This is a genomic window from Pseudarthrobacter sp. AG30 (assembly GCF_003116525.1).
Classification (GTDB): domain Bacteria; phylum Actinomycetota; class Actinomycetes; order Actinomycetales; family Micrococcaceae; genus Arthrobacter.
Window position 1 is genome coordinate 314,836 of sequence record NZ_QEHL01000001.1, and the last position, 20,807, is coordinate 335,642.

The window sequence follows — 20,807 nt, forward strand, 5'->3', positions numbered from 1 at the left end:
CTACTGGGCGGCGTCGTATCCTGCCAGCAGGCGCCGGGACGCTGTCTGCATGTGCGAGCGCATGGTGGCGGTCACGGCGTCGGCATCGCGGGCCGCCAAGGCTTCGTGGATCCTGGCATGCTCCTTGAGGGCGGCCGCAGCATGGCCCTCATCAGTGAGGGCCCGGTCCACCCAGATCCGCAGCAGCGAGCGGATACTTTGCAGGAGTTCCTGGAGAACCTGGTTGCCTGAAGCCGCAGCGATTTCGCGGTGGAAGGCTGCGTCCGCCTCGACGAAGGCGCCGAGGTCATCCAAGGTGCGGGCCATGGTGTCCAGATTGTCGCGCATCCGTGCCAGCGCTTCATCCGTAATGCGCTCCGCGGCCAGCTGGGCAGCCTGCACTTCCAGTCCGCTGCGCAGTTCCACGAGCTCGCGCGTGCGTGGGGCGCCCAACATCATGCCCCAGCTCAGGGTGCGGGGCAGAAGCTCCGAGACACCGTCCCGAAGGTAGGTTCCGGACCCCGGCCGGACCACCACGATGCCCAGGATTTCCAGCGCGGCGAGGGCCTCACGCACCGCAGACCGGCCCACGCCAAGGGAGGCGGCCAGCGTGCGCTCGGCAGGCAGCCTGGTTCCCGGTGCAATGTCGCCGCTCGTAAAGAAGGCCAGCAGGCGCTCGGCCACTTCCGACACTACTGAACCCTGCCCCAGAGAGCCCAGGGCGGCACTGATCTTGGCCGTCGAGGCGGCGGATTCTACGGACACCTCCCAAGCGTAACAACTGGTTGACCACGCCCGACTGCAGGGAGGGTCCGCATGATGACCGCAATGTACTGACTCCAACTCGTCAACCGGTTGACCAATTTACATTTCGGTCCTATGGTGGAACTCACAGCTTCACGCACCGCGGCGCCTCCCAGTCCGCGCGTATCTGAGACAACCCCACGCCTCCAGTGACGGATGCGGCCGGGGCACCAACATCTAGGAGTCAATGTGGACACCACACAATCGGTGGTCGAAAAATCCGCAATCAGGAAAGTGGCGATCCGGCTTGTCCCGTTCGTCGCACTGATGTTCTTCATCAACTACCTCGACCGCACCGCCATCTCTTTCGCCGGCCCCAACGGCATGAACAAGGACCTGGCGCTGAACGCCGCCCAGTTCGGTTTCGCCTCGGGCGTGTTCTTCATCGGCTACATCCTGCTTGAAGTCCCCTCCAACCTGGCGCTCCACAAGTTCGGCGCCCGCCGCTGGCTGGCCCGCATCATGGTCAGCTGGGGCATCGTCTCCCTGCTGTTCACCTGGGTGGCCAACGTTGAACAGCTCTACATCCTGCGCTTCATCCTGGGTGTGGCCGAGGCCGGCTTCTTCCCCGGCGCCATCCTCTTCCTGAGCCTCTGGGTTCCCGCACGGCACCGCAGCAAGATCCTGGCCTTGTTCTACCTGGCCCAGCCGCTCACCACCGTGGTCGGCGCCCCGCTGGCAGGCCTCTTGATCCAGCAGCACGGCCTCTTCGGCCTTGAAGGCTGGCGCGTCATGTTCCTCGGCGTGGCCGTTCCCGCCATCCTGATCGGCATCATTTCCTGGTTCTACCTGGCCGATTCCCCCGCGAAGGCCAAGTGGCTCTCCGCCGAGGAAAAGACCTGGCTGACGGGCGCCCTGGAAAAGGAAAAGCACGAAACGGCCGCCGGCAACAAGCACGTCAGCGTCCGCACCGTGTTCGGCAACGGCCGCGTCTGGATGCTCTCCCTGATCTACTTCGGCTTCATCTACGGCCTGTACGCCCTCGGCTTCTTCCTGCCCACCATCATCTCCGGCTTCGAAGGCATTTACGGCATCAAGTTTGACGTCCTCCAGAAGGGCCTGATCACTGCCATCCCGTACCTGCCGGCAGCCTTCGCCCTCTACTTCTGGTCAAAGGACGCCACCAAGCGCGGCGTCAAGACCTGGCACATTGCGGTTCCGGCACTGGTGGGTGGACTGAGCATCCCGCTGGCACTCTTTGCGGGAAGCCCGGCAGCCACCATCGCCGTCATCACCATCACGGCCATGGCCATCTTCGCGGCACTCCCCAACTTCTGGACGGTTCCCACCCAGTTCCTGACCGGCGCGGCAGCGGCAGCGGGCATCGCCCTGATCAACACCGTGGGCAACCTGGCAGGCTTCAGCGCCGGCTACATCACCGGCTGGCTCAAGGACTGGACAGGCGACTACACCGTGCCGATGTTCGTCGTGGGCGGGTTCATGCTGCTGTCCGCCGTCCTGATGGTGGCCCTCAGCCGCTCCGGCCGTGCCAGCGAGGGCGTCCGCACCGAGGCACTGGATCCCGCCGGCGCCGCACAGCACGCCGAACCGTAGCAGCCCGGGGGCATCCGCCTCATCCGCGGATGCCCCCGCACCATCCCACCCCCGAACCAGATCGTCCCCCCAGCCAGGCCCAGGAGCTTTCCCATGACCCGCCTCTTCAACGAACCTTCAGCCTTCGCTGACGAAATGATCGAGGGCTTCGTCGCCTCCCACGGACGCTGGGTCAAACGCGTTTCGGGTGGCGTGGTCCGCAGCACCAAGAGCACCCCGGACACGGTGGCACTGGTGATCGGCGGGGGCTCCGGCCACTATCCCGCATTCGCGGGCCTGGTGGGCCAGGGCCTGGCGCACGGCGCCGCGATGGGCAACCTGTTCGCGTCGCCGTCGGCACAACAGATTTACAACGTGGCCAAGGCGGCCAACAACGGCGCCGCGGTGCTCTTGGGCTACGGCAACTACGCAGGCGACGTCCTGCACTTCACCCAGGCCCGGGAGAAGCTGCGCCGGGAAGGCATCGATTGCCGCAGCATCGCCGTCACCGACGACGTCTCTTCCGCCCCGGTCGAAGAGCACACCAAGCGCCGCGGCATTGCCGGGGACCTGACCGTGTTCAAGGTGGCGGCCGCCGCCGCGGAAGCGCGCTACGGAATGGACGCGGTGGTGGAAATCGCCGAACGCGCCAACCACCGCACCCGTTCCTTCGGGGTGGCCTTCAGCGGATGCACCCTGCCGGGAGCCACCCAGCCCCTGTTCTCTGTCCCCGAGGGCCGCATGGCCGTCGGCATGGGCATCCACGGAGAGCCGGGCATCGACGAAACGGCGATTCCGACGGCGGATGAGCTCGCCGGACTCCTCGTCGCCAAGCTCCTGACCGAGGTGCCGGAGGGCGTGGACCCCAAGGGTGCACGCGTGGTCCCCATCCTGAACGGCTTGGGCAGCGTGAAGTACGAGGAGCTGTTTGTGGTCTACCGCCGCGTGGCGCAACTCCTCGCCGAGGCCGGCCTGCAGGCAGTGGATCCGCAGGTGGGCGAGCTGGTCACCAGCTTCGACATGGCCGGCACGTCCCTGACGCTCTTCTGGCTCGACGACGAACTCGAAGCCCTCTGGAACGCCCCTGTGGACGCCCCGGCCTTCCGCCGCGGCGCCGTCAGGGCCGAAGCGCTGGAAGAGACCGTCGACGAGGTGGCCGACGTCGAACTTCCCATTCCCGAGGCGACTCCCGCGTCCCGTGCGGGGGCCGTCCGTGTCCTGGCAGCGCTCGGTGCGGCCAAGGACGTGGTGGACGCCAACGCAGGCGAACTGGGCCGCATCGATGCGGTCGCCGGCGACGGCGACCACGGCATCGGCATGGAGCGGGGCGTCGGGGCCGCCGTGAAGGCCGCGGCAGACGCCGTCGCCCGCGGCGCCGGGGCGGCCACCACCCTCTACTTCGCCGCAGACGCCTGGGCGGACAAGGCCGGCGGCACCTCCGGCGCCCTGTGGGGCATGGCCCTGCGCGCCGTCGGTGACGCCGTGGGCGATGACGAAGCTCCCGACGCCGGTGCCGTCGCCACCGGAGTGGCCGGCGCCGCTGCAGCCATCATGGACTTCGGCAAGGCCAAGGTGGGGGACAAGACGCTGGTGGACGTGCTGGTTCCCTTCCGGGATGCCCTCACTGCCGGCGTGGACAGCGGAAAGCCGTTGTCCGGAGCCTGGGACGCTGCCGCCACCGCCGCGCAGCAGGCCGCCGAGGACACCGCCAACCTGCTGCCACTGATGGGCCGGGCACGTCCGCACGCCGAGAAGAGCCTTGGTACCCCGGACGCGGGCGCCGTCTCCATGGCCCTGATCGTGCGGGCCATCCACAACACTTTCAGCCAGAACACCACCATCAAGGAGAACGCATGAGCGCCAAACTGCGCCTGGTCATCGGAGCCGACGACGCCGGTTTCGACTACAAGGAAGCCCTCAAGGCCGACCTCGAGGCCTCCGACCTGGTCGAGTCCGTCGCTGACGTGGGCGTGGACGCCACCAGCCACACCCCTTATCCCTCCGTAGCCATCGCAGCGGCGGAACTCATCGCCGCAGGAAAGGCCGACCGCGCGCTGCTCGTCTGCGGAACCGGGCTCGGCGTCGCCATCGCAGCGAACAAGGTCCCCGGCATCCGCGCGGTGACCGCCCACGACAGCTTCTCCGTTGAACGCGCCGTCCTGAGCAACAACGCCCAGGTCCTGACCTTCGGCCAGCGCGTCGTCGGACTTGAACTCGCCCGGCGGCTCGCCAGGGAATGGCTCACATACACCTTCGACGAAACCTCCGCCTCGGCAGAGAAAGTTTCCCTGATTAAGGACTACGAAGGTGTCACTTCCTGCTAAGCCCCGCACCGGACCCACGGCCATTATCGGTGTCAGCCTGAAGATGTACTTCGGCTACGCCCGCTCGGTGGACTACTGTCGCGATATCGCATCCATCGCCTTCGCCCACCCCGCGGTGCAAAACGGCGACATCGAACTCTTCGTCCTGCCCATCCTCCCGGCGCTCCCGGAAGCGGCACGGATCCTCGGTCCGGCAGGTGCTGCCACCGGAGCGCAGGACGTCTTCTGGGAAGACGAAGGCGCGTTCACCGGCGAAGTCGGCGGCAAAACAGTAGCTGAACTCGGTGGCCGGTACGCCGAGGTGGGCCACGCTGAACGCCGCCGGATCTTTGACGAGGACCAGCGCGTGATCGGACTGAAGACCGCCGCGGCCTACCGCAATGGCCTGACCCCCGTCCTGTGCGTCGGGGAACTGCACCGCGGATCCGTTGAGGAAGCCATCGCCCAGTGCACGGCGGAAATCGATGGCATCCTCAAACGCGCGTCATCGCTGGCAGCGGCCGCCAGGACCATCGTGGCATACGAGCCGCAGTGGGCCATCGGCGCTCCGGAGCCGGCCACGCCCGGGTATATCAACGCCGTCATTTCGGGCCTGGACGAGCACCTGCGCAGCCTCCCGGGGCAGGAAGACAGCCGCGTCATCTATGGCGGCAGCGCCGGGCCGGGCCTGATCACCCAACTCGGTCCCGCCGTCGCCGGCCTGTTCCTGGGCCGCTTCGCCCACGACCCCACAGCACTGAAGGCCGTCCTTGACGAAGCCGCGGCGCGGCTGCAAACGATGGCGGTGCCGGCATGACCTCACGGATTGGGCTGAGCAGTTACGCCTTCTTCTGGCAGCTCTCGGCCAAGGTCTCCCAGCCACTGAGCCTTCATGATGTCCTGGAGCGGACCGCGGAACTGGGCGTGGACCTGTTCCAGGTTTGCGACTACGCACCCCTGGAGGCCATGGCTGACACGGAACTCCGAGCCGTGCGGGACACCGCGGACAGGCTGGGAATCTCCCTGGAGCTGGGCACCAAGGGCATCCGACCGGACCACCTGCGAAGGTTCCTGCACATCGCCGGCATCCTCGGCTCGCCGCTTCTGCGCACCATGGTCCACGCCCCCGGCCACAGCCCCACCACGGAGGAAGCGGTGGCGATCTTCAAGGACGTGCTGCCGGAATTCGAGGATGCCGGGGTGAAGATCGCAGTGGAAACCTACGAACAGGTCCCCACCGCCCGCATCCTGGACATGATCCGCGGCGTGGACAGCCCGTACCTGGGGATCTGCAGCGACCCCGCCAACACCGTCGCAGCGCTGGAAATGCCCCGCGAGGTCATTGACGCCGTCGCCCCCTACGTCCTGAACATGCACATCAAGGACTTTGCCTTCAGCCGCAAGGACGGATGGGTGGGCTTCACCTACTCCGGCGCGCCGCTTGGCGAAGGCCTGCTCGACTACGCGTACATGGTCGAAAAAATCCGGCCGCACGAAAGAAACATCAACCAGATCGTCGAACACTGGCTGCCCTGGCAGGACACCGAGGCGGACACCATCCGGCTCGAAAACCAGTGGACCCGGCACAGCATCAAATTCCTAAGGAGCAAGTGAAATGTCAGCAGAAACTTTGACCGTCGCCGTCATCGGAGCCGGAGGCAAGATGGGGATGCGCGTTTCCCGCAACCTCCAGAAGTCCGGCCACATCGTCTTCTACAGCGAGAACTCCCCCGCCGGCCAGGAACGCGTCCAGGCCGAAGGCCGCCAGATCACCGCCACGGACGACGCCGTCAAGGGCGCCGACGTGGTGATCCTCGCCGTCCCCGACACCGTCCTGGGCATCGTCTCCGAAGGTGTGGTGCCGCAGATGAAGGCCGGCGCCATCCTGCTCACCCTTGACCCCGCTGCCGCTTACGCGGGCCTGCTGGCCAAGCGCGACGACGTCGTCCAGGCAGTCGCGCACCCGTGCCACCCGTCGGTGTTCCTGGAGCGCACCACCAAGGAGGAATGGGCCGACACCTTCGGCGGCGAGGGCGCCCCCCAGAACGTCGTCGCCGCCATCGACGACGACGCGCCGGCAGCCACCCGCGACTCTGCGGAGGCCGTCATCCGCACCATCTACGCGCCGGTCATCGACGTGCACTGGGTCACCGTCAAGCAGCTTGCCATCCTGGAGCCCACCCTGGTGGAAACCGTGGCCTGCATGATCGGTACGCTGCTCAACGAGGCGCTGCACGAGACCGTCCACACGGCCGGCGTGCCGGAGGAGGCGGCCAAGGCCATGTTGTTCGGCCACGTCCAGATCGCCCTGACCAACGCCCTGCGCGGGTCCAACCCCTTCTCGGAAGCCTGCGAAATCGCCATCCAGTACGGCAAGGACACCATCATCAAGGACGACTGGAAGAAGATCTTCGACGACTCCGAACTCGACGGCGTCATCGCCAAGATGCTCAAGCTCGAAGCCGTCAAACGCTAAGCACCCACCCGCAAGGCGGCGTCCGTACGGTTAGCAGGCCGGCGGATGCCGCTTTTTCGTTGTCCGACGCGTCAGCGGACGCCGGCGCCTTCGAGGTTGAAGTACGACCGGGCGTCCGGCGGCCGGATATCGGCCACCACGTCGCTGAAGATCCGCATGGGATGCGGCGTGAAAGGGTGCTCCGCGATCGCGTCATAGTCGAGGTCGATGCCCAGCCCAATCCCTTCGGGGATCATGACGTCGCCGTCTGCCGTCAGCCGAAGACGCTCACTGGAGATGTCGCTGCGCCACGGCACGTCGGTGGCCATGATCTCCAGGTATCGGAAATTCGGCAGCGTGGCACCGAGTTGCAGGGTTGCCGCAGTGCTGAGTGGTCCACTGGGGTTGTGCGGTGCGAAAGGCACATAGTGGGCTGCCGCCAGAGTGGAAATGAATGACATTTCCAGCAGCCCGCCTGCATGCGTGACGTCCGGCTGGAGGTAATCCACGGCGTTGCGGGCCAGGGCAGGAACGAAGGTGTTCCGGCCTATCCACCTCTCCCCCGCGGCAATGGGGACAGGGGACTTGCTGCGCACCTCCACGAGGGCGTCGATCCCGTCCGGCGGGCACGGTTCCTCGAAAAACACCGGCTGGTACCGTTCAAGTTCGCGGGCCACCCGGATGGCAGTGGGGACATCAAAGCGGCCATGGCCTTCTATGAAGAGTTCAACGTCGTCGCCCACTGCCGCCCGCACTGCTTCAACAGGTTCAAGCATGCGCCGCAGGTCCCGCGGTTCCAGGAAAAGGTCCGCGGCCTCGAAAGGGTCCCATTTAAGGCCGCGGAACCCTTGGCCGACTGTCCGTAGAGCGGCCTCGGCGAAATCCTCCGGAGTGACGGCCCCGGAAAACCAGCCGTTGGCGTAGGCGCGGACGCGGTCGCGGACTTGTCCCCCCAGCATCCGGTGGACCGGGACCCCTAAAGCGCGCGCCGAAACATCCCACATCGCCATCTCAAGGGCACTCAGCGCTGTCATGGATACCGGACCGCCGCGCCAGTAGGCGTCGCGGTTGAGTTCATAAATCGTCTGGGTGATCCGCGTGGCGTCCTTGCCCCTGACGGCTTCGGCAAGGACAGCCACCGCCCCGAGGACAGCATGTTCCTGCCCTTCGAGGGTCGCCTCGGCGATGCCGGTGAGCCCCTCGTCAGTTGTGAGCCGGACGAAGATGAGGTTTGTCCGGTAGAAGTCCACGACCACAGTGTCGAGATGGGTGATTTTCATGGTTGTCTTTCATCCGGCCGGAGGTGCGGTGGATTCCCGGACGATTACCTGGGTTGCCAGTTCCACGCGGTGGGAATCAAGGACTTCGCCGTGGACCTGGCGCAGCAGCGACCTCAGGGCCGCCCGTCCCATTTCCTCCAGGGGCTGGGCCACGGAGCTCAAGGATGGCACCGACTGCTCACCCTGGTTGGTGCCGTCGAAGCCGATGAGGCTGATGTCCTCGGGAACCCTGATTCCGTGGCGCCGCGCTTCGCTGAGGACTCCCAGGGCAATCGTGTCGCTTCCGGCGAAGATCGCCGTGGGGCGCGGGTCAAGCTTGAGCAGCTCTTTGAATCCATTAACCCCACTCTCCGTCCGGAACCGGCCACCGGAAACAACGTACTGGGGGGCCACCCTGATCCCTTGTGCCATCAGGGCTGCCATGTATCCGTGCAGCCGCGCCTGATTGCATTCAGCGCCCTCTATGCCGCCGATGTAGGCAATGCGGCGGTGTCCCAATCCCAGGAGGTGCTCGGTGGCTGCTTTGCCGCCGGCCCAGTTGGTGGCCCCAACGCTGACGACGTCGGCGGAAGGCGGATTAAGCGGGTCGATGACGACGACGGGGATGTGGCGGCGCCTGAAGGCGTGCAGTTGCGCCTCGCTGAAGGCCGAGGTCACAACGATCATCCCGGCCCTGCCCTCTTCCAGCATCCGCTGCGCCCGGCGCTCCGGAGTTTGACGGGCGGGGGTGGACTGGCCGGTCACGCTGACCAGTATTTCGACGTCGGCTGCGGCAGCGAACTGCAGGATGCCATTGAGGACCTGGATGGTATACGCGGAGTCGAGCACGTCGATCACAACTTCCACCACGGTTCCGCTTTCGGCGGCCGCCCGGCGCTGGACAGGCGACTGGTAGCCCGCCTGCTCCAGTGCAGCAAGGATCCGGGCCCTGGTTTCGGGGGCCACGTCCTCACGCCCGTTCACCACCTTGGACACCGTAGGCGCCGAAACCCCTGCCTGCTTGGCCACGGTAGCGAGCGTGGGTTTGCTGCGATCCGTCAATTTGGTCGTCATGCGTTCGCAATCTTTCGAAAATGAGATGTGCATTCATTCTCGAGAATCGCCCGCTCGCCGTCAAGGCATAGCGCAAATAGGCGCAAGATCTTAAAAATATCCTCCACGATCCCTTGACGTCCTGATCTTTGCCGCTTTAGTTTAGAGCGTGACTTATATCACCATTCGAAATGTTTCGAATGTACTTCGGAGCTGCTGCCCCGGAAATCGACTGCGAATTCACAATGGAGAAGCAATGAAGCAACCCCAGACCTCACGGCGCTCTTTCCTCGCCCTCGCTGCCCTTACTCCCTTTGCCGTCGCCGCGACCAGTGCCTGCGGGACGTCAGGTCCGGGCGCGTCCAGCGCCAACGGTGGCGCCAGCATGTGGTTTCTTTCCGGTGAGCCGAACCAAACCAACATGCAGAAGGCCGTCGACGCCTTCAACCAAGCAAACCCGGGCAATAAGATCGCGGTCACGTTCTTCCAGAACGACGCCTACAAGACCAAGATCAAAACCGCCATTGGAGCCAACCAGGCGCCCACTATCATCTACAACTGGGGTGGCGGCACGCTGAAGACGTATGCCGAGGCGAATCAGGTCGAAGACCTCACAAGCTGGCTGGAGTCCGAGCCGGACCTGAAGAAGAAGTTCTTCCCGTCCACCTTCAGCGCCGCGACGGTCAACGGAAAAATCTACGCGCTGCCCAACATGTACGTGGGACCGATTGTCCTGTTCTACAACAAGGAACTCTTCCAGAAGGCGGGCGTCCAGCCGCCCAGGACCTGGGACGACGTCATGTCCCTGGTGAAGACATTCAATGGCATGGGCGTGGCACCCTTCTCCCTGGGCGGCCAATCACGCTGGACGTCCATGATGTGGCTTGAATACCTGCTGGACCGCATTGGCGGCCCCGACGTATTCAAGGCGATCTTCGAAGGCAAGCCCAATGCTTGGATGGACCCCGCGGTGGTCGAAACCGGCACCAAGATCCAGGAACTCGTCTCCGCTGATGGCTTTATCAAGGGCTTCTCCTCCATCACTGCCGACTCCAATGCGGACCAGGCCCTGCTGTACACCGGCAAGGCCGCAATGATGCTGCACGGTTCCTGGACATATGGCCCGATGAAAAAGGACGGTAAGAACTTCGTCCAGGACGGGAAACTTGGATTCGTACAGTTCCCCACTGTCGCCGGCGGCAAGGGGGATCCCAAGAACGGCGTAGGCAACCCGGCGAACTACCAGTCCATCTCCGCCAAGGCCAGCGACAAGGAAAAGGAGTCCGCCAAGAAGTTCCTCAAGGACGGCATCATGACCGACACCATGATCGACGCCTACATCAACTCCGGATCGGTTCCCATTGTCAACGGCATCGAAAGCAAGCTGAATACGTCCCCGGACAAGGATTTCCTTAACTTCGTCTACGACCTTGCGAAGAACGCCCCCAGTTTCCAGCAGTCGTGGGACCAGGCACTGAGCCCCACCGCAGCTGAAGCCCTGCTGAACAACATCGACCAACTGTTCTTGAAGTCGATCACGCCGCAACAGTTCGCCGAGAATATGAATGGCACCCTCGGGAAATGAGTAGCGCCGTCTCCACCGCCCCGGGGCGCGCTGTCGGCGTCAAGGACTCCAAGCAAACGGAACAGCGCAAGGCCGCCCTGGCGTGGCTGACCATTCCTGCGTTGTTCTTCTTCCTGGTCTTCGCCGTCATCCCGCTGGGCGGTGTTCTCATCCTCAGCTTCACCAGCTGGGACGGCATCGGTGCCATCGGGGCGGCGGGACTGGATAACTGGTTCTCCGTGCTGGCGGATCCCGGGCTGTACAACGCCTTGGGGCTGACCTTCCTGATCATGATCGTCTCCTGGCTGGTCCAGACCCCCATCAGCCTCCTGCTCGGCGTCTTCACTGCGGGAAGCCAACGCTACCGGGCAGTCCTGGCGGTGCTCTATTTTCTGCCCCTGCTGCTGTCCTCAGCAGCTGTGGCCATCGCATTCAAGGCACTGCTGGACCCGAACTTCGGCCTGGCAACCGGCCTGGGCCTGCCATTCCTGGCCCAGGACTGGCTGGGTGTCCCGCATCTGGCGCTCAGCCTGGTGATCTTCGTCATCGCGTGGCAGTTCGTGCCGTTCCACACGCTCATCTACCAAGGTGGCGTGCGGCAGATCCCGAAGTCACTGTATGAGGCGGCCCAGATCGACGGCGCCGGAACCATCAAGCAGTTCTTCCACATCACCCTTCCGCAGTTGAAGTACACGATCATCACCTCGTCCACGTTGATGGTGGTGGGGTCGCTGACCTACTTCGACCTGATCTTTGTCCTCACCGGCGGTGGACCGGGAAACTCCACCCGGATCCTCGCCCTGGATATGTACCTCCGCGGCTTCCGGGCCAACCTCATGGGCCCGGCCAGCGTCATCGCCGTCATTCTCGTCATCATCGGCCTTGCACTCGCTTTGTTCCTCCAGCGCCTTGGAGGCAAGGACAAGCAGGGCAGCCAATTGGAAGGTTTGTAGGGTGAGTACCGTCCTGAAAAGCGATACACGGGAGGCACGCACCGGGTCGGTTGGCGGCACAGCAGCCGCGAACCGGGGACTCGGCCCACGGCTTCGGCGCCTGAACATCCCCGGCGGCCTGGGCGGCTGGATATGGCTGGCCGTTATCATCCTGCCGGTCTACTACGTCGTGGTCACCAGCCTCAAAACGCAGGCCGGCTACTTCAGTCAGAATCCTTTGTCCCTGCCCGCCGAGCCCACGATGGAGAACTACCAGTCGGTCCTCGAGGCGGATTTTGCCCAGTACTTCATGAACAGCGCCATCGTCACGCTCGGTTCCGTGATTCCTGCCGTGCTGATCTCCTTCATGGCGTCGTTTGCCATCGTCCGCGGGGCTGGCAGGTTCCTCAAGCTGGTCAACGGCATGTTCCTGATGGGCCTGGCCATCCCGCTGCAGGCGACGATCATCCCCATCTACCTGATGATCATTAGGCTCAACCTGTATGACAGCCTGCTGGCGCTGATGCTGCCGTCCATAGCCTTCGCCATCCCGCTAACGGTCCTGATCCTGTCCAACTTCATCCGTGACGTTCCTAACGAACTGTTCGAGTCCATGCGGCTGGACGGCTGCAGCGAGTGGCAGACGATGTGGCGGCTGGCCCTGCCCTTGACGCGCCCTGCAATCGTGACTGTTGCCATCTACAACGGCCTGCACGTCTGGAACGGGTTCTTGCTTCCACTGGTCCTCACCCAGAGCCCCAGCTTGCGGGTCCTCCCCTTGGGGCTCTGGACCTTCCAAGGAGAGTTCAGCGTGAACATTCCTGCCGTGCTCGCCTCCGTGGTGCTCAGTACCCTACCCATCCTGGTTCTGTACGTCATCGGCCGCCGCCAGCTACTGGCAGGCCTGACCGCCGGCTTCAGCAAGTAGAAAGGACCGATGCCATGAGCATCGCCAAACCCCTCCGGGTGGGCATGGTGGGCTACGCCTTCATGGGTGCCGCCCACTCCCACGCCTGGCGCACCGCGCCACGGTTCTTCGACCTGCCGCTGCAGCCACAGCTCACCGCAGTGGCCGGGCGGAATGCCGACGGCGTCCAGGCGGCCGCAGACAAGCTGGGCTGGGACTCGGTGGAGACCGACTGGCGGCGCCTGATCGAACGCGACGACATCGACCTCATCGACATCTGCACGCCCGGCAACACCCACGCGGAGATCGCCATCGCGGCCCTCGAAGCCGGCAAGCACGTGCTGTGCGAAAAGCCGCTGGCCAACTCCGTGGAAGAAGCCGAACGGATGACACTGGCCGCGGAGACTGCCGCGAAGCACGGCGTCCTCTCCATGTGCGGCTTCAGCTACCGACGCACCCCCGCTTTGGCGCTGGCCAAGCGGTTCGTCGAACAGGGCAGGCTCGGCGAGATCCGCCATGTCCGCGCCCAGTACCTCCAGGACTGGCTCTCCGACGCCAACGCCCCCATGACCTGGCGGCTGGACAAGGCCAAGTCCGGATCCGGGTCCCTGGGCGACATCGGTGCGCACAGCATCGACGCCGCCCAGTGGGTCACGGGGCAAAACATCAGCGGGGTCTCGGCACTGCTGGAAACCTTCGTCCCCGAACGTCCGCTGGCAGGCGACCTGGTGGGCCTGGGCGGCCACGGCGACGTCAGCAGCGAGGCCCCGCGCGGGAGTGTCACCGTCGATGATGCGGCCATCTTCAGCGCAAGGTTCGACGGCGGCGCCTCCGCGGGCGCGATCGGCGTGTTTGAAGCTACGCGGTACGCCCTGGGCCGGAAGAACGCCATGCGGCTGGAGATCAACGGCACCAAAGGTTCCCTCGCCTTTGACTTCGAGGAGATGAACGTCCTCTCCTTCTACGACGCGGCTGAATCGCCCGACGCAGGATTCCGCCGGATCTTCGTCACCGAGCCCGAGCACCCGTACGTCGGAAACTGGTGGCCCACCGGGCACGGCCTCGGGTACGAACACGGCTTCACCCACCAGGTGGTGGACCTCGTCACCGCCATCGGCGAAGGCCGGCAGCCTGAACCGTCCTTCGCGGATGCCCTGCAGGTACAGCGGGTCCTCGCCGCCGTGGAGTCCAGCGCCGCGAATTCGAGCCAATGGCAAAAAGTCTGAGCGATCCACAGCTCCAAGAACCCAAGGACCACCCAATGACACGACCAATCACGCTGTTCACCGGCCAATGGGCCGACCTGCCCTTCGAGGAAGTGGCCCGGCTTGCCGGCGAGTGGGGTTTTGACGGGCTGGAAATCGCCTGCTGGGGCGACCACCTGGACCCCCGCCGGGCAGCCGACGATGACAACTACGTCCAGGGCCGGCTGGACATCCTGGAGAAAAACAACCTCCAGGTGTTCGCCATCGCCAACCACCTGACCGGCCAGGCCGTCTGCGACGACCCCATCGATGAGCGCCACCAAGGCATCCTCTCGGCGGAGGTCTGGGGCAACGGTGAGCCTGAAGGGGTGCGCCGCCGGGCAGCGGGATCCATGAAGGACACCGCCCGGGCGGCCGCACGGCTTGGCGTCAAGACCGTGACGGGGTTCACCGGTTCCTCCATCTGGAAGGCCGTCGCCATGTTCCCGCCCGCCACGCAGGCAATGGTCGACGCCGGCTACCAGGACTTCGCGGACCGGTGGAACCCCATCCTGGACGTCTTCGACGACGTGGGAGTCCGGTTCGCCCTGGAGGTCCACCCGTCCGAGATCGCCTACGACTACTGGACCACGAAGCGGACCCTTGAAGCTATTGGCCACAGGGAAAATTTTGGGCTGAACTTCGATCCCTCCCACTTCATCTGGCAGGACCTGGATCCCGTGATGTTCCTCCAGGACTTCGCGGACAGGATCTTCCATGTGCATGTGAAGGAGTCCGTCCGGCAGCTGGATGGGCGCAACGGCAGGCTTGGCTCACACCTCGCCTGGGCGGACCCCCGCCGGGGCTGGGACTTCGTCACGGCAGGACACGGTGACGTGCAGTGGAACCGGATCTTCCGGACCCTGAACGCCATTGGCTACGAGGGTCCCACCAGCATCGAATGGGAGGATGCTGGAATGGACCGCCTCATCGGCGCCCCGCAGGCCCTTGCCATGGTCCGGGAACTGGCACGCATCGCCCCGCCCGCAGCCGCTTTCGACGCCGCCTTCGCCAGCCGCTGATCCCTGCTCTTTCCGGCCCGCGAGGCCGGGAGCCAAACAAAGGAAATCCAATGACAGAACGCAAGCATGCACTGGTGGTCCGGGGCGGCTGGGACGGCCACCAGCCCTACGAGGCCACCGAGCTCTTCATTCCCTATCTCAAAGACAACGGCTATGACGTCCGGGTGGAGGAATCCCCCAAGGTCTACGCCGACGCCGCGTACATGGCCGGGGTGGACCTGATCGTGCAGTGCATGACCATGTCCACCATCGAAAAGGACGAGTTCGCCGGACTGCGGGCCGCCGTGGAGAACGGCACCGGCCTGGCCGGCTGGCACGGTGGAATCGCCGATTCCTACCGGAACACCTCCGACTACCTGCACCTCATCGGCGGCCAGTTCGCCTGCCACCCCGGCAAACACCCGGATGAGTGCATCGGCGAGCAGTCGGACAACTATGTGCCCTATACCGTCAATATGCTGCCCGCGGCGGCCGAACACCCCATCACCCGGGGCATCCAGGACTTCGACCTGGAGACCGAGCAGTACTGGGTCCTCTCGGACGACTACATCGACGTCCTCGCCACCACCACCCAAAAAGTCCGCGAGTGGGACCCCTGGCACCGCGAAGTCACCTCCCCCGCCATCTGGACCCGCCAGTGGGGCAAGGGCCGGATCTTCGTCTGCACGCCCGGGCACCGGGTGGAAATCCTGCAGGACCGGAACGTACGAACCATCATCGAAAGGGGCCTGCTGTGGGCAAGCCGTTGAACGTAGGGATCATTGGCTGCGGAGCCATCATCGCCCAGTACCTCGCCAACTTCCGGCGCCTGGACCAGATCCAGCTGGTGGCCGTCGCGGACCTGGATCCCGCGCGTGCCCAGGCCGTGGCGGATGACTACGACGGAGTCCGCGCCGTCTCCGTGGACGAACTGCTCGCCGCTGACGACATCGACCTGGTCCTGAACCTGACCATCCCCGCCGCGCATGCGGAAATCGCCCTGAAGGCCATTGCCTCCGGGAAGAGCGTCTACGGCGAGAAGCCCCTTGCTGCCACGACTGCGGAGGCGCGCCAGGTGCTGGACGCGGCACGCGAGGCCGGCGTCGCCGTCGGCTGCGCCCCTGATACCGTCCTGGGCACCGGAATCCAGACCGCGCGGAAGGCGATCGATGACGGGCTGATCGGCGCACCCATCTCGGCCACCGCCACCATGGCAACTCCGGGGCACGAACGCTGGCACCCGAACCCGGACTTCTACTACCAGCCCGGCGGCGGGCCCCTCCTGGACATGGGGCCCTACTACGTGACGGCCCTGGTGACGCTGCTTGGACCGGTGGTGTCCGTGGTGGGTGCCGCCAGCCATACCCGGAACCAGCGAACCATCGGGTCCGGACCGCGGCAGGGCGAGCAGGTAGCCGTGGACATCGACTCCCACGTCACGGGCGTCCTGGTCCACGCCTCGGGTGCACTTTCCACGCTGTTCATGAGCTTCGACGCCGTGAAGTCCAAGTCCCCGAACATCGAAATCCACGGCGAACGCGGATCCCTGGTGGTGCCGGACCCCAACCACTTCGACGGCGACGTCCAGCTGTTCTCCCTGGGCGCCGAGGACTGGGAAACACTTCCCGCCTCCGCAGGCTACATCGACTCCGGACGCGGGTTCGGCATCGCTGACCTGGCTTCCACCCCGCAGGGCAAGGAACCGCGCGCGGGAGGTGCCCTGGCCTACCACGTCCTGGAAGTCATGGAATCCATCCTCGATTCGGCCCGCAAGGGCACCTCCGTGGCCATCCAGAGCACCGTGGACCGGCCTGAAGCCGTGGCCCTGACGCTCCTTGCCGGCCAGGCGGACGCCCTCCAGCCGCTCTGACCGGCAGTCGGGAGCCGCGCCGCCCTACAGCATCTCGTCGCTGCGGGCGGCGCGGTTCCTGCCCAGCGATTTGGCCCGGTAGAGGGCGGCATCGGCCGAAGCGATGAGGCGGTCCACGCTGGAGGTGCCGGCGTCGTAGACGGAAATCCCGTAACTGGCCGTGGGCAGCTCCAGTCCGCCCGGCGCGGCAGCGTCGGCCAGCCGCCTGCTGATCTCCTCCGCGATTGCCTCCGCCCGCTCGGCGCTGGCCCCGGGAACCAGGATGACGAACTCCTCCCCGCCGTACCTCCCGGTCAAGTCCGTGGAACGCACGGTGGCTACGCAGGCGTCAGCGAAGGCCTTCAGGGCGAAGTCCCCGGCAGCGTGCCCGTAGGTGTCGTTGACCGTCTTGAAATGGTCCAGGTCGGCAAGGATCAACGCCCCGGATCCGCGGGTGATGGCGCGGTCTGCGAGCTGCTCGGCAGCAAGGTCCAGGAACGCCTTGCGGTTCAGGAGCCCGGTGAGGTCATCGCGGGTGGCCACCACGCGGAGGGCACGCGTCTGCTGTTCGCTGCTCAGTGCTGCCATGCTGAAGGAGACCACCACCAGCAGCACCATGGTCACCATGGTGGTCACGGCGGACCCGAAGACCGTGACGAACACTGGACCGTCCTGGCCGTCCAGGAGGAAGGCCACCCACCGGAACAAGTAGAAAACGGACAGCCCTCCAGCAGCCACGGCCATGGGAATGCGGACCCTCGAGTAGCCGGGTTCCAGGCGCCACAGCTCATGGGATGCCAGCCCGATGGTGGCGCTCATGGCGGCGAGGAACACGGCGCCACCGGACCATGTGTTGGTGGCCGGGTGGTCCAGCACTGAGGCAACCAGCGTGACCAGCGGGATGCCCGTGAAGGCCCACTTCGGCGGCGGCGCCGTCCGCAGGGAACGTGCCCCGGCCCAGACCGCCACCGCACCGTACACCAGCACCGCGTTACCCAGCGGATTGGCCCAAACCTGGTGGGGGGTGCCGTTCAGCAGGAAGCAGCCCGACCCCGCCAGGAAGAACACCAGGGCGACGCACCACCAGCCGCTGTACGGCGAGCGCGTCACCCGGTATGCGGAGAAGTAGAAGAGGACCACCAGCGCCAGGGCCATCAGGCCAAACGCGATGCGCAGGGTTGCGGTGTCCAGAACCATATGCAGGAAGTCCCCCCAAAAGCCCGAATGCTGCCGCAGCAAGTATCACACCCCGCCGCGCCTGGCAGAAGAACCCCGCACCATGATTAAGCGCGGAACCCCGCACTGGACGGGATCTGGAACCCGCTGGGAACTTCGCCGGCGGGAGCGGAGTTGAACCGGTTATGGACGACCCTCCTTCACACATGCCCTGGCCCCTCTGCCGCCTGACCGGACCACCGGCCACCACAGGAGAGGGGCGCCCCAATGTATGAATGGATCATGCTGGGCATCGGCCTGGTCCTGACCGTCGGTACCGGCTTCTTCGTCGCCTCCGAGTTCGCCCTGGTGAACCTTGACCGGCATGACCTCGAGTCCCGACAGGCCCGCGGCGAGAAGCGGCTGGGCCCCACCATCAAAGCGCTGCGGATCACCTCAACCCACCTTTCCGGTGCGCAGCTGGGTATCACGCTGACCACCCTCCTCACCGGCTACACCTTTGAACCGGCCATCAGCCGGCTGCTCAGCGCGCCGCTCACCTCGCTGGGCGTTCCCGATGCGGTGGTTCCCGCCGTTGGCTCCGTTGCCGGGATCTTCCTGGCCACGGTCTTTTCGATGGTGGTGGGCGAGCTCGTCCCGAAGAACTTCGCCCTGGCACTGCCGCTGGCTACCGCCAAGGTGGTGGTCCCGTTCCAGGCCCTGTTCACGGCTGTGTTCAAGCCGGTGATCCTGCTCTTCAACAACACAGCCAACCGGATCATCCGGGGGTTCGGGATCGAACCGAAGGAGGAGCTCTCCGGTGCGCGCAGCGCCGAGGAGCTGAGCTCCCTGGTGCGCCGCTCCGCCGTCGAAGGGGTCTTGGACCTTGACCACGCCACCCTGTTGCGCCGCACCCTGCGTTTTTCGGAGTACAGCGCAGCGGACGTGATGACTCCGCGCGTGCGCATGGCGGCTGTCGCGTCCGGTGACACCGCCGAGGACATTGTGGCCCTTGCCACGGCCACCGGCTACTCCCGCTTTCCCGTGATCGGCCGCGACCGGGACGAGGTGCTGGGCCTCCTGCACGTCAAGCAGGCGTTCGCGCTGCCCCTGGACCAGCGCGCCGGGACCACCGCGGCGGGGCTGATGGTTGAACCGCTCAGGGTCCCGGAGTCGATGGGCGTGGACACCCTCCTGGGCCTCCTCCGCCGGCAGGGGCTCCAGGTGGCCATCGTCTCCGACGAGTACGGCGGTACCGCCGGAATCGTCACGCTCGAGGACCTGGTGGAAGAGATAGTGGGCGAACTCGAGGATGAACACGACCGCGCACGGGCGGGTGTGGTCCGGGTTGGCCGGTCCGTCACGTTCGACGCGGCGCTGCGCCCCGATGAACTGCTGGACCGCACCGGCATCGAGGTTCCGGACGGGGAGGAGTACGACACAGTTGGCGGGTTCGTCACGGACCAGCTGGACCGGCTGCCGGAGCTGGGCGACGAAGTGGCGGTCGACGGCGGCACCCTCCGTGTGGAGCGCGTGGCGGGGATGCACGTGGAGCGGCTCCGCTTCACTCCCGCCGGGGCCGCCGAACCGCCGCGGAGCCCGCATGACCGGATGATCGACAACCTGACCCAGGAGCTGGCCCATGAGTGACTACCTTCCCGGCATCATCTGGCTGGCCGTGCTCCTGCTGGTGAACGGCTTCTTCGTCGGTGCCGAGTTTGCCGTCATTTCCGCACGCCGGTCCCAGATTGAGCCCAAGGCGGAGGCGGGGAGCAAGGCGGCCAAAACCACCCTGTGGGCCATGGAGCATGCCACCCTCATGCTGGCCACCAGCCAGTTGGGCATCACTGTCTGCTCGCTGGTCATCCTGAACGTCTCCGAGCCCGCCATCCACCATCTCCTGGAAATCCCGCTGGGCCTGACATCCCTGTCCTATGAGGCGATCAGCATCATCGCGTTCGTTGTGGCGCTGCTGCTGGTGACGTTCCTGCATGTAGTGGTGGGGGAAATGGTGCCCAAGAACATCTCCTTCTCGGTTCCCACCCGGGCGGCCCTGTTGCTCGCTCCCCCGTTGGTCCTGGTGGCCCGGGTTTTCAAACCGGTGATCTGGTCGCTGAACGGGATTGCCAATGCCGTCCTCCGGCTCTTCCGGGTGGAACCCAAGGATGAGGCCACCAGCGCTTACACGCTGGACGAGGTCGCCACCATCGTGGAGCAGTCCACCAGGGACGGGATGCTGGCCGACACCAGCGGCACCCTGAGCAACGCGTTCGAATTCACGGCCAAGACCGTGGCAGATGTCCAGGTCCCCCTGGCGGAGATGGTGCTGCTGCCGGAGTCGGCCACGCCTGCTGATATCCAGCTGGCCGTAGCCAGGCACGGCTACTCCCGGTACATCCTGACCAACCCGGCCGGGGAACCTGGCGGCTACCTCCACCTGAAGGACGTCATGGACCTGACCACGGCCGCGAAGTTCCACCAGCCGGTGCCGGCCAAGCGGATCCGGCGCCTCGCCTCGGCCTTCGCCGGCGCCGACCTTGAGGATGCGCTGGCCGCCATGCGCCGGACGGGGGCCCACGTGGCCCGGGTGTTCGACGCCGGCGGCAGGACCACCGGGATGCTCTTCCTCGAAGACATCATCGAGGAGCTGGTGGGCGAGGTCCAGGACGCCACCAGCGCCTAGCGGCCGGAGGGGGGTGGATCCACGGGAGTCCGCACCCTTGTGGTCCAGGCTCTGGTGCCCGACGCCGGCGGCCACTAAAGTGGGAC

The 20,807-nt window shown here is 65.6% G+C and carries 19 protein-coding genes; 15 read left to right on the top strand and 4 right to left on the bottom strand.

The window, feature by feature from the left end:
- Positions 1–744, bottom strand: coding sequence for a FadR/GntR family transcriptional regulator (locus DC347_RS01510; RefSeq protein ID WP_018763362.1), 744 nt, complete (start codon positions 742–744; stop codon positions 1–3).
- Positions 745–972: 228 nt separating this feature from the next.
- On the opposite strand from DC347_RS01510, the gene DC347_RS01515 reads away from it, so the two are divergent.
- From DC347_RS01515 to DC347_RS01540, 6 genes are all read left to right on the top strand, one after another.
- On the top strand, positions 973–2,337 hold the full coding sequence (locus tag DC347_RS01515; protein WP_206073864.1) for an MFS transporter: 1,365 nt from the start codon (positions 973–975) through the stop codon (positions 2,335–2,337).
- 93 nt (positions 2,338–2,430) lie between these two features.
- The gene (locus tag DC347_RS01520; protein WP_109044200.1) at positions 2,431–4,173 is read left to right on the top strand and encodes a dihydroxyacetone kinase family protein; all 1,743 of its coding nucleotides are present in this window, start codon (positions 2,431–2,433) and stop codon (positions 4,171–4,173) included.
- Positions 4,170–4,640, top strand: coding sequence for a ribose-5-phosphate isomerase (locus DC347_RS01525; protein WP_109044201.1), 471 nt, complete (start codon positions 4,170–4,172; stop codon positions 4,638–4,640). The genes DC347_RS01520 and DC347_RS01525 overlap by 4 nt, the downstream gene beginning before the upstream one ends.
- Complete coding sequence (locus tag DC347_RS01530) at positions 4,624–5,436, top strand: triose-phosphate isomerase family protein (protein ID WP_109044202.1); 813 nt, start codon at positions 4,624–4,626, stop codon at positions 5,434–5,436. The genes DC347_RS01525 and DC347_RS01530 overlap by 17 nt, the downstream gene beginning before the upstream one ends.
- Positions 5,433–6,233, top strand: a complete 801-nt coding sequence (locus DC347_RS01535) for a sugar phosphate isomerase/epimerase (RefSeq protein WP_109044203.1) — start codon at positions 5,433–5,435, stop codon at positions 6,231–6,233. Before DC347_RS01530 ends, DC347_RS01535 begins: the two co-directional genes overlap by 4 nt.
- Before the next feature lies 1 nt (position 6,234).
- Positions 6,235–7,095 carry a phosphogluconate dehydrogenase C-terminal domain-containing protein gene (locus DC347_RS01540; protein ID WP_109044204.1) on the top strand — a complete coding sequence of 287 codons (861 nt, stop codon included), beginning with the start codon at positions 6,235–6,237 and terminating at the stop codon, positions 7,093–7,095.
- 71 nt (positions 7,096–7,166) lie between these two features.
- Here the strand turns inward: DC347_RS01540 and DC347_RS01545 are convergent, their stop codons facing one another.
- Positions 7,167–8,354, bottom strand: coding sequence for a mandelate racemase/muconate lactonizing enzyme family protein (locus tag DC347_RS01545; protein ID WP_109044205.1), 1,188 nt, complete (start codon positions 8,352–8,354; stop codon positions 7,167–7,169).
- Positions 8,355–8,363: 9 nt separating this feature from the next.
- Positions 8,364–9,407 carry a LacI family DNA-binding transcriptional regulator gene (locus DC347_RS01550; protein ID WP_109044206.1) on the bottom strand — a complete coding sequence of 348 codons (1,044 nt, stop codon included), beginning with the start codon at positions 9,405–9,407 and terminating at the stop codon, positions 8,364–8,366.
- 235 nt (positions 9,408–9,642) lie between these two features.
- Between DC347_RS01550 and DC347_RS01555 the strand changes: the two genes are divergently transcribed.
- From DC347_RS01555 to DC347_RS01585, 7 genes are read left to right on the top strand one after another with little or no spacing between them, the layout of a single operon-like run.
- Entirely contained in the window at positions 9,643–10,971 is a 1,329-nt protein-coding gene (locus tag DC347_RS01555) for an extracellular solute-binding protein (RefSeq protein ID WP_109044207.1), read from the top strand.
- The gene (locus DC347_RS01560; protein ID WP_109044208.1) at positions 10,968–11,903 is read left to right on the top strand and encodes a carbohydrate ABC transporter permease; all 936 of its coding nucleotides are present in this window, start codon (positions 10,968–10,970) and stop codon (positions 11,901–11,903) included. Before DC347_RS01555 ends, DC347_RS01560 begins: the two co-directional genes overlap by 4 nt.
- Position 11,904: 1 nt before the next feature.
- Positions 11,905–12,810, top strand: coding sequence for a carbohydrate ABC transporter permease (locus DC347_RS01565; protein ID WP_109044209.1), 906 nt, complete (start codon positions 11,905–11,907; stop codon positions 12,808–12,810).
- A gap of 14 nt (positions 12,811–12,824) precedes the next feature.
- Complete coding sequence (locus tag DC347_RS01570) at positions 12,825–14,015, top strand: Gfo/Idh/MocA family protein (protein WP_109044210.1); 1,191 nt, start codon at positions 12,825–12,827, stop codon at positions 14,013–14,015.
- Positions 14,016–14,050: 35 nt separating this feature from the next.
- Positions 14,051–15,055 (top strand): sugar phosphate isomerase/epimerase, encoded by a 1,005-nt coding sequence (locus tag DC347_RS01575; RefSeq protein ID WP_109044211.1) that lies wholly within the window; start codon positions 14,051–14,053, stop codon positions 15,053–15,055.
- Positions 15,056–15,105: 50 nt separating this feature from the next.
- Positions 15,106–15,804: a ThuA domain-containing protein gene (locus tag DC347_RS01580; RefSeq protein ID WP_018763375.1), complete on the top strand. Its 699-nt coding sequence runs from the start codon at positions 15,106–15,108 to the stop codon at positions 15,802–15,804.
- A complete protein-coding gene (locus DC347_RS01585) occupies positions 15,789–16,904 on the top strand; it encodes a Gfo/Idh/MocA family protein (RefSeq protein ID WP_109044212.1) in 1,116 nt (371 codons plus the stop codon). Before DC347_RS01580 ends, DC347_RS01585 begins: the two co-directional genes overlap by 16 nt.
- Positions 16,905–16,928: 24 nt before the next feature.
- Here DC347_RS01585 and DC347_RS01590 read toward each other — a convergent pair whose 3' ends face one another.
- Entirely contained in the window at positions 16,929–18,080 is a 1,152-nt protein-coding gene (locus DC347_RS01590) for a GGDEF domain-containing protein (RefSeq protein ID WP_026265040.1), read from the bottom strand.
- A 246-nt stretch (positions 18,081–18,326) separates the two neighbouring features.
- On the opposite strand from DC347_RS01590, the gene DC347_RS01595 reads away from it, so the two are divergent.
- Together DC347_RS01595 and DC347_RS01600 are read left to right on the top strand one after the other, a co-directional pair.
- On the top strand, positions 18,327–19,688 hold the full coding sequence (locus DC347_RS01595) for a hemolysin family protein (RefSeq protein ID WP_109044213.1): 1,362 nt from the start codon (positions 18,327–18,329) through the stop codon (positions 19,686–19,688).
- Positions 19,681–20,721, top strand: coding sequence for a hemolysin family protein (locus DC347_RS01600; RefSeq protein WP_109044214.1), 1,041 nt, complete (start codon positions 19,681–19,683; stop codon positions 20,719–20,721). The genes DC347_RS01595 and DC347_RS01600 overlap by 8 nt, the downstream gene beginning before the upstream one ends.
- Positions 20,722–20,807: the final 86 nt, after the last annotated feature.

Coding starts and splice junctions, on each gene's coding strand:
- DC347_RS01545 (WP_109044205.1), bottom strand. CDS start 8,354: ATGAAAATCACCCATCTCGACACTGTGGTCGTGGACTTCTACCGGACA.
- DC347_RS01595 (WP_109044213.1), top strand. CDS start 18,327: ATGTATGAATGGATCATGCTGGGCATCGGCCTGGTCCTGACCGTCGGT.
- DC347_RS01555 (WP_109044207.1), top strand. CDS start 9,643: ATGAAGCAACCCCAGACCTCACGGCGCTCTTTCCTCGCCCTCGCTGCC.
- DC347_RS01575 (WP_109044211.1), top strand. CDS start 14,051: ATGACACGACCAATCACGCTGTTCACCGGCCAATGGGCCGACCTGCCC.
- DC347_RS01560 (WP_109044208.1), top strand. CDS start 10,968: ATGAGTAGCGCCGTCTCCACCGCCCCGGGGCGCGCTGTCGGCGTCAAG.
- DC347_RS01550 (WP_109044206.1), bottom strand. CDS start 9,407: ATGACGACCAAATTGACGGATCGCAGCAAACCCACGCTCGCTACCGTG.
- DC347_RS01525 (WP_109044201.1), top strand. CDS start 4,170: ATGAGCGCCAAACTGCGCCTGGTCATCGGAGCCGACGACGCCGGTTTC.
- DC347_RS01600 (WP_109044214.1), top strand. CDS start 19,681: ATGAGTGACTACCTTCCCGGCATCATCTGGCTGGCCGTGCTCCTGCTG.
- DC347_RS01570 (WP_109044210.1), top strand. CDS start 12,825: ATGAGCATCGCCAAACCCCTCCGGGTGGGCATGGTGGGCTACGCCTTC.
- DC347_RS01535 (WP_109044203.1), top strand. CDS start 5,433: ATGACCTCACGGATTGGGCTGAGCAGTTACGCCTTCTTCTGGCAGCTC.
- DC347_RS01540 (WP_109044204.1), top strand. CDS start 6,235: ATGTCAGCAGAAACTTTGACCGTCGCCGTCATCGGAGCCGGAGGCAAG.
- DC347_RS01520 (WP_109044200.1), top strand. CDS start 2,431: ATGACCCGCCTCTTCAACGAACCTTCAGCCTTCGCTGACGAAATGATC.
- DC347_RS01590 (WP_026265040.1), bottom strand. CDS start 18,080: ATGGTTCTGGACACCGCAACCCTGCGCATCGCGTTTGGCCTGATGGCC.
- DC347_RS01580 (WP_018763375.1), top strand. CDS start 15,106: ATGACAGAACGCAAGCATGCACTGGTGGTCCGGGGCGGCTGGGACGGC.